At 50.4% G+C, this 12533-nt stretch carries 9 protein-coding genes and 1 riboswitch; of the genes, 3 read left to right on the plus strand and 6 right to left on the minus strand.

Annotated elements, in window-relative coordinates:
• Nucleotides 1–65: 65 nt before the first annotated feature.
• The 5 genes from thiC to VIN66_RS14125 all read right to left on the minus strand — a co-directional run bounded on the left by thiC (nt 66) and on the right by VIN66_RS14125 (nt 7373).
• Entirely contained in the window at nt 66–1841 is a 1776-nt protein-coding gene (gene thiC / locus VIN66_RS14105; RefSeq protein WP_414709906.1) for a phosphomethylpyrimidine synthase ThiC, read from the minus strand.
• A 96-nt stretch (nt 1842–1937) separates the two neighbouring features.
• Nucleotides 1938–2048: riboswitch (TPP riboswitch) on the minus strand.
• Between the two features lie 81 nt (nt 2049–2129).
• Nucleotides 2130–3551 carry an exodeoxyribonuclease I gene (gene sbcB / locus VIN66_RS14110; protein ID WP_331924575.1) on the minus strand — a complete coding sequence of 474 codons (1422 nt, stop codon included), beginning with the start codon at nt 3549–3551 and terminating at the stop codon, nt 2130–2132.
• Nucleotides 3552–3635: 84 nt separating this feature from the next.
• Nucleotides 3636–3800 (minus strand): hypothetical protein, encoded by a 165-nt coding sequence (locus VIN66_RS14115; RefSeq protein ID WP_331924576.1) that lies wholly within the window; start codon nt 3798–3800, stop codon nt 3636–3638.
• Nucleotides 3801–3895: 95 nt separating this feature from the next.
• Nucleotides 3896–6424 (minus strand): EAL domain-containing protein, encoded by a 2529-nt coding sequence (locus VIN66_RS14120; RefSeq protein ID WP_331924577.1) that lies wholly within the window; start codon nt 6422–6424, stop codon nt 3896–3898.
• Nucleotides 6425–6539: 115 nt separating this feature from the next.
• Nucleotides 6540–7373: a LysR family transcriptional regulator gene (locus tag VIN66_RS14125; protein ID WP_331924578.1), complete on the minus strand. Its 834-nt coding sequence runs from the start codon at nt 7371–7373 to the stop codon at nt 6540–6542.
• Nucleotides 7374–7481: 108 nt separating this feature from the next.
• On the opposite strand from VIN66_RS14125, the gene VIN66_RS14130 reads away from it, so the two are divergent.
• Genes VIN66_RS14130 through VIN66_RS14140 form a run of 3 tightly spaced genes read left to right on the plus strand, consistent with a single transcriptional unit; the run spans nt 7482 to nt 11960 of the window.
• The gene (locus VIN66_RS14130; protein ID WP_331924579.1) at nt 7482–8663 is read left to right on the plus strand and encodes an acyl-CoA dehydrogenase; all 1182 of its coding nucleotides are present in this window, start codon (nt 7482–7484) and stop codon (nt 8661–8663) included.
• Nucleotides 8664–8718: 55 nt separating this feature from the next.
• Entirely contained in the window at nt 8719–10929 is a 2211-nt protein-coding gene (locus VIN66_RS14135) for a thiamine pyrophosphate-dependent enzyme (RefSeq protein ID WP_331924580.1), read from the plus strand.
• Entirely contained in the window at nt 10926–11960 is a 1035-nt protein-coding gene (locus VIN66_RS14140) for a malonyl CoA-ACP transacylase (protein ID WP_331924581.1), read from the plus strand. Before VIN66_RS14135 ends, VIN66_RS14140 begins: the two co-directional genes overlap by 4 nt.
• Here the strand turns inward: VIN66_RS14140 and VIN66_RS14145 are convergent.
• On the minus strand, nt 11957–12533 hold a 577-nt coding region (locus VIN66_RS14145), incomplete at its 5' end, for a tetratricopeptide repeat protein (RefSeq protein WP_331924582.1). The two genes, VIN66_RS14140 and VIN66_RS14145, sit on opposite strands and share 4 nt — an antisense overlap.

Genomic DNA, 12533 nt, shown 5'->3' on the forward strand with positions numbered 1-12533 from the left:
TCCCAGCACCGCCGCCGCTATCGGAACTGGCTATAGTCCATACGATGGGTTTGACGCGGGCGCTGTCAGACATCAGCGGTGCCCTCATCCTGTTTAATCTGCTGGTTAAGCCGCATCGAGCAAAACTTTGGCCCGCACATCGAGCAAAATTGCTCAGTGTCAGCACCTTCATGGCTTAATGTTTCGTCGTGGTAAGCTTTAGCCGTAAAGGGGTCTAACGCCAGGTTGTACTGATCTTGCCAGCGGAATTCGTAGCGTGCTTTAGACAAAGCATTGTCACGTAGCTGAGCAGCGGGGTGGCCTTTGGCCAGATCGGCAGCATGTGCCGCGATCTTGTATGCTATAAGCCCCTGTTTTACATCTTCTTTGTTAGGTAAGCCCAGGTGCTCTTTTGGTGTTACGTAACACAACATGGCGCATCCAAACCAACCTATCATGGCAGCCCCTATACCAGAGGTAATATGATCATAGCCTGGAGCAATGTCAGTCGTCAGCGGCCCCAAAGTGTAAAATGGTGCTTCGTGGCAGTGTTTTAGCTGTTCCGTCATGTTTTGCTGTATAAGTTGCATTGGCACATGGCCAGGCCCTTCAATCATCACCTGAACATTGTAGCGCCAGGCAACTTTTGTCAGCTCACCCAGAGTGCGTAGCTCGGCAAACTGGGCGTCATCATTGGCATCAGCTATGCTACCCGGACGCAGACCATCACCTAATGACAGCGAAATATCGTAGGCCGCACACAGCTTGCAGATGTCTTCAAAATGCTGATAGAGAAAGTTTTCCTGCTGGTGCAGCCGTGTCCACTGCGCCATGATGGCGCCGCCGCGTGAGACAATGCCGGTGACCCGGTTTATCGTTAAACTGACGAAGTCTTTTAATACGCCGGCGTGGATAGTGAAATAGTCAACACCTTGCTCTGCCTGCTCAGTCAGTGTGTCGTAAAAAATTTGCCAGTTTAGCTTGCTGACATCCCCGCTGACTTTTTCCAATGCCTGATAAATGGGTACCGTACCCACGGGCACCGGGCTGTTACGCAGTACCCAATCCCGTGTCTGGTGGATGCGGCGTCCGGTCGACAGATCCATTATGGTATCGGCGCCCCAGCGCGTAGCCCAAACCAGTTTTTCTACTTCTTCTTCAATGCTGGAACTGACGGAGGAGTTACCAATGTTGGCATTCACTTTTACTTTAAAATTACGACCGATAATCATCGGCTCGGCTTCAGGGTGGTTGATATTTGCCGGGATAATAGCGCGCCCGGCAGCGACTTCGCTTCTGACAAACTCGGCTGTTATCTGCTTGGGTATAGCTGCGCCAAAGCTCTCACCCTGGTGCTTGGTTACGCCATCGTCAATGGCTGCCATATTTTCACGCAGGGCAATAAAGTGCATTTCGGCGGTAATGATACCTGCGCGGGCATACTGCAGCTGGGTAATCGTTTTACCCTGTTTGGCGCGCAGCCGTTGATGACTGAACTCTGTTATCTGCTCGTCAAGTGCAATATCGGCAAAAGATGGCAAGGGTGAGGCTTCTGTGTCATTGCGCGCTGCTATCCAGCTTGCACGTAGCTTTGGCAAGCCTCGCAGCACGTCCAGCGGTTGGGCGGGATCGCCATAAGGTCCTGATGTATCATACACCGCTAAAGCAGGGTTTTGTTTAATACCGCCATCAGCCAGTTGAGTGTGGCTTAAGTGAATATCCCGCACCGGCACCCTGACACCGCTGTGTTCACAGTGCAGATAGCGGCGTTTGGAACCGGGGAAAGTTTCACCCTGCAATGCCTGAATATAGGCTCGGGCATGGGCGCGCAGATCACGTTTGGATAGGGTTGTAGCAGACATAGCAAGCTCCGGTTTTCAAGTTGAGGTTGCTTGTCCGGAGTAGGGCAGATAATCACATGCAGCAACTTCACCAGGCGGATCTGTGCTGAGTAAAATATGGTATAGCCCCTTGTTTCCCTTCGCAGGTATTAGCCTGATCAGGTTCAACGGATCCCGTTTTCACGGTCTCAGCCCGCTGTAAACAGCTGGGCACTCCGACAAGATGGCGCTAAGTATTCACCTATTACTAACGAATTTCAAGGCTCAGTATAAAAACATCTGAGCAGTGTGGGTGCTGTAACGGCCTTGTTACAGGCTCTGAACGTACAAATACAGTGACTTCAGAATTTTCATTTTCTGCTCATCGCTGGCATGTTCGTGTGCCAGATTCTCCAGCGCCAGACTGAATTCTTCCATGGTCAGGTTAGGTTTATCCAAACCGTGCATCAATTTGTCCGTTCGATAGCGTTGCCATTTTTGTTGCTCGCTGTCGGTCAGGCTGTGCGGATAATTGCGTGCCCGATATAAAAACAGCAGATTATTCAGCCTCTCGTCAGCGAAAACCGGTGCATTGCTGCCAAGTTGCTCGGGCGGCAGCTCATGCAGCTGTTGCATTTTTTGCTTATCAGCGTTGCTGATGAAACCGCTGTATAACTGATAATCCGGGTTTGTTTCGGTGGGATACTCATCCAGTTGCTGGTAAAGCTCGATGGCTTTGTTTTGACAAATCCGGTGTTGTCGCAGCCAGTCTAAATGTTGAAGACAGGTCGTGCGGTCAATGCCTAGCTCGGCCGCCCGGCTTTCCGTCAGCGTTTTAGCCGGTGCCAAAACCGGACATTTATTCAAATGCACCAGTTTTAAACCAAGCCTGTGTTCGCCATCAACTAAATCTGCTGTTTTGGTGTACAGTTTCTCTTTCAACACAGTAATGTCGTCATGCAACAACGGCTCGGGCGATGCTTGCAGGTTGTAACAGATAACGGCATTTTTATTTGTCGGGTGAAAGGCTAGTGGCACTATCCAACTGACACAGCCTGAGCTTGCCGGAAATTTTGATGAAACATGCACCAGTGGTGTCATGCCCGCAACATCAATCAACTCAGCGACTTTATTTTTTTGTCTCAGTTCAAACAAATAGGTAAACAGTTTTGGTTGCTGTTGTTTAATCAGCCTGGCTATTGCAATAGTGGCGTGCACATCTGATAACGCATCATGGGCCTGATCATGTGCCAGGCTGTTGGCTTTTGTCAGCTCTTCCAATTTAAAGCTTGGGCTGCCATCTTCACGCAATGGCCAGTTTATCCCTGCCGGTCGCAGTGCATAACATGCGCGAACCATATCGATAACGTCCCAGCGGCTGTTGCCATGTTGCCATTCACGGCTGTATGGCTCGTACAGATTACGGAACAAACTGTGCCGGGTAACTTCATCATCAAAACGCAGGTTGTTGTAACCGATTACGCAGGTATTCGGCTCACTGAAACGGCTTAAAATACGCTGCATAAAGTCAGTTTCAGGCAGACCTTTTTTGTTGCACAGTTGTGGCGTAAGGCCAGTGATTAACGCCGCTTGCGGATGGGGCAGATAATCATTAGCGAGCTGACAGTACCACACATCCGGCTCGGCAATGATATTCAGCTCCAGGTCTGTACGGATACCGGCAAATTGCGCTGGCCGGTCGCGCTTGGGGTCGGCGCCCCAGGTCTCGTAATCGTGAAAATAATAAGACATCTGTGTCGACATAATTCAGTACTGTTATACGCTGGCAGTCAGAAAAATAAGTTGTGATCATAACATCAGTATGTTGGACACGCGCTACTTATCGTCAACTAAGCTTTCGAGTGCTGACCCCGGGTCTTCTTCGCCACATACTGAGCTGTCTTCCGGGCTTGCGGCCTCTGCATCGCGATGTGACAGCGGAGGTTGTCGCTTAGCGTGTTGGCTTGAATCTGCTTTGTCTGAGTCTGAATGCTGCGTCATTGTTTACCGTCTAAATTGATGCACTTGTCTGAAGTATAGGTAGCCTCAGGGCTAAAGCAACAACTGACAGTGTAATGGCGCTGGCGTTGTCTGCGTTAGCCCGGTTCAGCAACTTTATCCATAAACAGCTGTGTGAATTCCTGTGCCGGACGCGGCGCAGACACCAGATACCCCTGGCCCTGATTACAACCTGCCTGGCGCAGAAAATCCAGTTGCTGCTGATGCTCAATACCCTCTGCAATAACATCTAAACCTAATGCCTTGGCCATGGCAATGATAGCGCTGACAATCTGACAGGCACCGGGGTTATCCGGTAAATCTCTGACAAAGCTCTGATCAATCTTCAGTGTATCAATCGGTAAACGTCGTAAATATGATAATGAAGAATACCCGGTACCGAAGTCGTCAATAGACAGTTTGAAACCTAAGGCTTTAAGTTGGGTCAGCTGGTACTGGGTTTGTTCCGCTTGCTCCGGGATCAGGCAGCTTTCAGTCAACTCCAGCTCTATGCGCTGTGGCGGTACGTCAGCCAACCGGATAATATGGTGTAACCGGGTAACGAACTCAGAGTCAGCTAGCTGCAGCGCCGATATGTTTACTGACACTGGTATTGTGCAGTTGTGCCATTGCGTCAGCTGCAGACATACCCTTTGCAGCACTTGCTCGCCCAGCGTGCTGATAAGCCCCAGTTTCTCGGCCAATGGAATAAACTGGACAGGGGACATAACCCCCAACTGCGGGTGCTGCCAGCGAACCAGCGCTTCAAGTCCAACCAGCTGCTGGCTATCGAGTGTGAATTTGGGCTGATAATACACGTCCAGTTGCTGTAAGCGCAGCGCTTCGCGCAGAGCCTGTTCCAGTTTTAACTCATCAACATTTTGTTGCCCGGCACTGGCATGGTAAAAGCAGTACTGGTTACGGCCACTGTTTTTTGCCTGGTACATGGCAACGTCAGCGTGCTTAACCAATTGTTCTGCATTAACACCATCCTGCGGGTAGATGGCAATACCTATACTGGTGGTAAGGAAGAACTCCTGGTCCAGCAGCCGTACCGGCTTTTCTATCTGTTTAATCAGCCTTTTGGCTAAGCACTCCAGCGGATCTGTCTGACTAATCTCAGGCAGTAATATGGTAAATTCGTCGCCACCCAGTCTGGCAACGGATTCGCCTTCACGCACTGTTTCGCTAATCCTGCGTGCTACCTCTTTTAGCGCCTGATCGCCAGCCTGATGTCCTAGGGTATCGTTAATACGTTTGAACAAATCTAAATCGAGAAATAACACCGCTAACTGATGATTGTGCCGGTGGGCATTGGCCAGGCTGAGCTGCAGCCGGTCAAAGAACATCCGCCGGTTTGCCAGCCCGGTTAACTCATCAATGTACGCTAGTTGGTGGATCTTTTGTTCTTGCTGCTTACGCTCAGTGATATCGCTGAAAATAGCGGCAAACTGACTGATTTGCTGGTTTTCATTGCGGATGGCAGTAATAGTCAGCCACTGCGGATAAAGCTCGCCATTTTTGCGCTTGTTCCAGATTTCGCCCTGCCAATGGCCGTGCTGTAACAGTACCTGCCACATGTCACGATAAAACTCAGTCTGATGCAGGCCTGAGCTTAACAGCCGTGGGCTTTGTCCCAAAACTTCCTGCAAGGTGTATCCGGTGATATTGCAAAAGCTTGGGTTAACCGATTGAATAATGCCATTTTGGTCGGTAACCATAATGCCATCGAGCGAGGCATCAATAACTTTATGCGCCAGTCGCAGATAATCGGCGGAGGTCCGAAGGGCAACATCACGGGCCAGTAACGCTGACCTTAGCTGATCGACATAGGCATATTCTACATTACGCAGGATATCATTGAACGATAGCAATCCAATCAGGGCGTTATTCTGTCTTACTGCGACATGCCGTAGCTGATTATCCGTCAGCAAACGCACTGCCTGCAGCAGGGTAGCGTTAGCACTGATGCTGATCAGCGGCGTTGTGGCCAGCATTGCTACTGCAGGATTAGTATCATGCTGAGTCAGAAAGCTAATCAGGTCTTGCTCGGTGAGAATACCTTGTTCACCGTTTTCGAACTGCACGACTGCAGCATCAGCATCGTGTTGATGCATCTGAACGACGGCTTCGGACAGAGGCAAAGTAGCGGGCAGATGCAGCGGCTCTTTGTTTATGCATGAACTGACATCGCGAAACTGCAGGTAAAATTCGATTCTCTGTTGCCTGACAATATCACTCTGTGTCAAAAGGCCCACTGGCTCACCGGCTGCATCTTCTACCAGTAAGCGCCGAATACCATGCTGTAACATAATGCCGGCTGCGCTGCTGAGTCTGCTACTGTTTTTCACACTGCGCACCGGTGAGCTCATAACGCGTTGCAGAGGCGTTGCCGCCGTGCCCGGGCGGCTGAAGTCGAGCTTTCTGGCATCTGCAGCTGTCCATATACCGCATACTCTGGCATCATCCGGTGAGACGACTAATACACTGCTTATGCTGTGCCGGCGCATTAAAATGGCGGCGTCGCGCACTGTCTTATCACTGCCGCAGCAAACCGGCTCTTTCAGCACAACAGTGGCAATTACAGGGTCATTATCATGCAGCGAAGTGTCAGCGGTATCAGGCATTATTCTGTGCTATCCAAACGTGGAATTCATCTGGCCTGCACTTTATACAGCCTGCGTTAGACTGATATTGCGGCAGATCAACTTAACCCTGATCCGAGGACGATAAATTCACTGTTCAGCGCACCGATTTGCACAGCTGGCGTAATATGGTCAGTGATGCTGAGTCCTGGCTTTTAGGATAAGCCAAGCCAATTTCACGCTGTAAATTCAGCGTTGTTATCGGTCTTAGGGTAATGTCCTGCCGTAGCAGTAAGGATTCAAAGTTGGGTACCAGCGCGCAGCCGACACCGGCAGATACCAGCCCCAGAGCATACTCTATGGTTTGAATGTCGGCACGGATATCCGCTTTAATGCCATGACGCACCAACTCAGGGTAAAGAATGTTCCAGGCATCGCAAGGTGTGCGTTTTATCAACGGTAACTGCTCAAAATCCGTCAGCTGGATTTGCTGTTGTAAACTAAGCGCAGTACCGGGCGGGATCGCCAGCAGATAACTGTCACGCCAGATTGGCTGAAATGCCTCTGCTGCTTTTAGCTGATGTGGCGTTATTATCCGAGCATCACAAGGTTCCTCCGGTTCTACCAGATGTAATTCTAAGCCTGCAACACTGTTACTGAACTCGCGTAACAGCTGACTCATGCGCTCTACACCTAAAGCCCGGATTAACCCCAGCCTGAATTTTACCCTGGCTACAGGTTCCCGGAATGAGGCTTTAAGTGACTGCAGCTGACCAAGCAGCCGCCCGGCATGACCATAAAGCTTCTCTCCGTCTTCGGTGGGCATAACACCTTTGGGTAAACGTATAAACAAGGTAACGCCAAGTTCCTGTTCTAATTGTCGCAGTGCAGCCGATAACGATGGTTGTGCAACGCAGCACAGGCGCGCTGCTGCGCTGACACTGCCTTGCTCATACACAGCAACAAAGTAATTTAGTTGGCGAATATCCATAGTTTAAATCTATACCAGATACAGAATTATTATATTTTAACTGTATATCAAAGCAGGCTACTCTGACCATAACAATCATATTTCGCTGGTTTTAATAAGGATTTGGCTATGACACGTGCACTGTTTGACTGGCAGGACCCATTTGCATTGAGCGCAATGCTGAGTGAAGAAGAGCGGATGGTGCGTGACAGCGCTCATCAGTATTGTCAGGATAAACTCATGCCCCGGGTACTGATGGCTAACCGCGAAGAGCATTTCCATCGTGAAATCATGAACGAACTGGGTGAACTGGGTTTGCTGGGTGCAACGCTGCCGGAAAAATACGGTTGCTCAGCCGTCAATTATGTTTGTTACGGCCTGATTGCGCGTGAAGTAGAGCGGGTGGATAGCGGATACCGTAGTGCAATGAGTGTGCAGTCATCTCTGGTTATGCATCCGATCCATGCTTATGGCACTGAAGAGCAACGGCAGAAGTATCTGCCCAAACTGGCTACAGGCGAGTGGGTGGGGTGTTTTGGCTTAACTGAGCCGGATGCCGGTTCTGATCCCGCCAGTATGCGTACTGTTGCCAAAAAAGTAGCGGGTGGTTACGTACTCAACGGCAGTAAGATGTGGATCACCAATTCGCCAATTGCTGATGTATTTGTCGTGTGGGCTAAACTGGACGGCGAGATCCGCGGTTTCGTGCTTGAAAAGGGCACGAAAGGCTTATCAGCGCCGAAAATAGAAGGCAAGTTTTCACTGCGCGCATCCATTACCGGCGAGATTGTGATGGATAACGTAGAAGTGGCAGAAGATGCCTTACTGCCTAATGTCAGCGGCTTAAAAGGGCCATTCGGCTGCCTGAATAAAGCCCGCTATGGTATTGCCTGGGGAGCGCTTGGTGCAGCAGAGTTTTGCTGGCATGCCGCACGCCAGTATACGCTGGATAGGCTGCAGTTTGGCCGGCCTTTGGCGGCTAATCAGCTTATTCAGAAAAAGCTGGCGGACATGCAAACAGAAATAAGCATCGGTTTGCTGGGGTGTTTACAGGCTGGGCGACTGATGGATCAGAATATGTTAGCGCCGGAAACGATTTCGCTGATTAAACGTAATTCCTGTGGTAAGGCGCTGGACATTGCCCGTATTGCCCGTGATATGCACGGCGGTAACGGTATCGCTGATGAATATCACGTCATCCGTCATGTGATGAACCTGGAAGCCGTCAACACTTATGAAGGCACCCACGATGTTCATGCATTGATCCTGGGCCGGGCACAAACTGGCTTGCAGGCGTTTAGCGGCGCTTAAACGCTGGTTTTGGCCAGTTAGCAGGAACAGTAGCAACAGCAGCGGAGTCCGCCTAATGTCAGAAGCAGTGCATCCCTGGGTAAATGAATACCGTGCGCGGTTAAGCGATGGCAAGCTGCCGCCGCACAGTAGCAGCCATAGTATCGATTTTTCTATTTTGTATCAGCTGTGGCATAGCCAGTTATGCAGCCGGCTATTGGATTTACAGTCACGCTTATTGCAGGCCAAAGGCCAGAGCTTTTATACCATTGGCAGTGCCGGACATGAAGGCAATGCCGCCGTTGCCGCTGCTTTAAGGCTTACTGATCCGGCATTTTTACACTACCGCAGTGGCGCTTTTTTTATTGAACGCAGTAAACAATTACCGGGCAGCACCCCGCTGTACGATATGCTGCTGTCGTTTTGTGCCAGCTGTGATGACCCAATCTCCGGCGGTCGCCATAAAGTGCTTGGCAGTCTTGCGCTTAATATTCCACCTCAAACCAGCACGATAGCGTCGCAATTACCAAAAGCCGTCGGCGCGGCCTTTGCAGTGGATTTAGCCAAACGACTGCAGTTGGACGGACAATGGCCACATGATGCGATAGTACTTTGCAGCTTTGGCGATGCGTCGGCAAACCATTCGACAGCGCAAGGGGCAATAAACTCGGCTTGCTGGGCCGCTTATCAGCAGGTACCGGTGCCGGTACTGTTTGTCTGTGAGGATAACGGCCTGGGTATTTCTACGCCGACGCCCAGTGGCTGGATAGAGCAGGATTTAGCCGACAGGCCTGCTCTGAAATACTTTGCTGCAGACAGCCGCGACTTAGCTCAAACTTATCATATCGCGCGACGAGCTGCCGATTATGTGCGCACTAAGCGTAAACCGGCGGTGTTGCACTTATCAACCGTACGTTTGTTTGGTCATGCCGGCGCCGATGCAGAGGCAGCGTACCGTACCAAGGCACAAATAGACGCTGAACTTGAACAGGATCCGTTACTTAGCAGCACGGCCGCGTTACTGGCCACAACACAAATCTCAGCTGAGCAGTTACTGAAACAACTGGATACTCTGGTTGCGCAAATTGCCAGAGTTGCAGCTGTGGCAAGCTCCCGGCCAAAGCTGGTGTCAGCTCAGCAAGTTATGGCATCTATCGCGCCTTTACGTGATGTGGAACCCACACCAGCTGTACTCTCTGTAGAAAGCCGTCAGCAGCTATTTGCCTTTGAACAGCACAACATGGGTAAAAAACAACATTTAGCTAAGCTACTGAACTGGGCTTTGCATGACGTGTTGGCGCAGTATAAAAATACTGTGGTTTTCGGCGAAGATGTCGGCAAAAAAGGTGGCGTGTACGGTGTTACGCAGCATTTAGTCCACGCCTTTGGCAGTAACAGGGTAATTAACACCCTGCTGGACGAACAAAGCATTCTCGGTTTAGCTATTGGTTTGGCCCAGCAGGGCTTTATTGCTATTCCGGAAATTCAGTTTCTGGCTTATGTACACAATGCTGAAGATCAAATTCGCGGTGAAGCGGCCACCTTGCCGTTTTTCTCCAACGGCCAGTACCACAACGCGATGGTGATCCGAATCGCAGGGTTGGCTTATCAGCGTGGTTTTGGTGGTCACTTTCACAATGATAATTCCTTTGCTGTGTTTCGGGATATTCCGGGTGTCATTTTGTTATGCCCATCAAATGGTTATGACGCTGCCTTGCTACTGCGACAGGCGGTACAGCTGGCGCATCAGCAAAAGCGGCTGGTAATTTTTCTTGAACCTATTGCACTGTATATGACGCGTGATCTCGCCACTGTCGGTGATGGAATGTGGTTACGGGATTATCCTTCGCCTGACGCGCCCTTACCGTCACTGGGTGAGCCAGCCGTCTATGGTGATGGCGACGAGCTGGCGATTATCAGTTATGCCAATGGCTACTATTTAAGCCGTCAGGCCGAGCTGGAGCTACGTCAGCAGCAATATCGGATCCGGGTGATCGATTTGCGCACACTGGTACCGTTGCATATTGAGCATATTGTTACTGCGCTTGATGGCTGCAGGAAAGTGCTGATTGTTGATGAATGCCGCCGGCGCGGCTCGTTAAGCGAAGAGCTTTTTACCGCATTGCATGAGGCAAAGCCAGGACAGTATCAGGTCCAGCGGTTATGTGCTGAGGATAGTTTTATTCCGCTGGGGGCCGCAGCCTATACCGTGCTGCCATCCAAACAGCAAATTGTGCAGCAAGCCCTGGTAATGCTGGGGGTGCAGGTCAATGAGGTGGTTAAGTGAAAAGAACGGCATTAGTGGTATGCCCCGGGCGCGGCACTTACAATAAAACCGAATACGGTTATATCAGAACTCATAATCCTGATGCGGCTTTACTGGCTCAGTTTGACAAAGTAAGAGATAACGCGGAGTTGGCGACAGTATCTGCTCTGGAAAGTATGCCAGCTTTTAATCGTGCAGTGCACACTAAAGCAGACAATGCGGCCGCGCTGATTTTTGCTGCCGGTATCACGGATTATACTGCTATCGACTTTAATCAGTTTGAAATTGTTGCGGTAACCGGCAACTCTATGGGGTGGTATACAGCACTGGGTTGTGCGGGGGCGCTGTCAGCTGAAACAGGCATGCAACTGGTGACGGATATGGCTCAGTTAACAGCTGGCGGCAGTGGTGCTCAGTTTATTTACCCGGTTGTCGACGACCGCTGGCGACCTGATCCTAAGCGTCAGGCGCTGGTGCAGCAGCAGCTGACGTTACACCAATCAGAGTTGTTTATGTCTATTGTATACGGTGGCTACGCCGTATTGGCCGGAACCGTTACAGCCGTTAACGCTGCTATGGCCGCATTGCCTCCCTGCGATGAGAGGTTCCCGCTTTTGTTATCGGGGCATGCCGGGTTTCATACCCCTTTGATGCAGGCTGCTTCTGATAAAGCACTTACTTTATGGCCTGTTTCACGCTTTAACCTGCCTCAATTGCCGCTGATTGACGGTAGGGGGCATATCTGGCCCGGAATGGGGGGCGATTTAGCTGCGCTACAGCATTACACTTTGCAGCATCAGGTCTGCCAAGCCTATGATTTTAGCAAGGCATTACAAGTTGCAGTGAAGGAGTTTGCTCCACAGCACATTATATTACTTGGCCCGGGTTCGGGCTTGGGCAGTGCTGTCGCGCAAAGCCTGATACAAATTAACTGGCATGGGTTGGCGTCAAAGCAGGATTTCAACACTGTGCAACAAAGCCAGATACCTTATGTGTTAAGTATGGGTATACCAGAGCAGCGTTTGCTTTGCGCAATAGCTGGTGCCGCCTAATGTAACCTGGCCAGCTGATTCAATACCGATAACTTGTGTTCATAGAGTTGTTGTTCGTCATCTGACGGCGCATTGCGGCTGGCTTTTTTCATGTATCTGACGGCGGATTCTGTGTCATCAAGCGCATAGTAGCTCCGTGCCAAACCAAAATAGGCCTCGTGATTTTTTGCATCCAGACTGACCGCATTTTCATAGTACTTTATGGCTTCGGCATAATCGACATTTCTGTAGGCCTCGTTGCCAAGCATCAGAAAGTAATACGGATTACGGTTGCGTTTAGCCAGCACGCGCTTTTCCAGCGCTTCTGCCTCAACAATATTACCTGTTTGCCGGTAGAGTACGGCCAGGTTAGCCAGGGTATTCGTTACATCAGGTTCAAGCGCCAGACTGTGTTTGTAACTGATTTCCGCCAACTCGTGCATACCATTCACTCTGAATAATACCCCCAGGTTGGACCAGGTAACGGAAAACATAGGATCGGACTGTGCTGCGGCTTTGTAATAAGCGTAGGCGTTAGCATATTGTTCTCTGGCAAATGCCACCGCAGCTTTATTGTTATAAAACATCGCTACG

The organism is Rheinheimera sp., assembly GCF_036568245.1.
Taxonomy (GTDB): domain Bacteria; phylum Pseudomonadota; class Gammaproteobacteria; order Enterobacterales; family Alteromonadaceae; genus Alishewanella.

Coding starts and splice junctions, on each gene's coding strand:
- VIN66_RS14125 (WP_331924578.1), bottom strand. CDS start 7,373: ATGGATATTCGCCAACTAAATTACTTTGTTGCTGTGTATGAGCAAGGC.
- VIN66_RS14130 (WP_331924579.1), top strand. CDS start 7,482: ATGACACGTGCACTGTTTGACTGGCAGGACCCATTTGCATTGAGCGCA.
- VIN66_RS14135 (WP_331924580.1), top strand. CDS start 8,719: ATGTCAGAAGCAGTGCATCCCTGGGTAAATGAATACCGTGCGCGGTTA.
- thiC (WP_414709906.1), bottom strand. CDS start 1,841: ATGTCTGCTACAACCCTATCCAAACGTGATCTGCGCGCCCATGCCCGA.
- VIN66_RS14120 (WP_331924577.1), bottom strand. CDS start 6,424: ATGCCTGATACCGCTGACACTTCGCTGCATGATAATGACCCTGTAATT.
- VIN66_RS14115 (WP_331924576.1), bottom strand. CDS start 3,800: ATGACGCAGCATTCAGACTCAGACAAAGCAGATTCAAGCCAACACGCT.
- sbcB (WP_331924575.1), bottom strand. CDS start 3,551: ATGTCTTATTATTTTCACGATTACGAGACCTGGGGCGCCGACCCCAAG.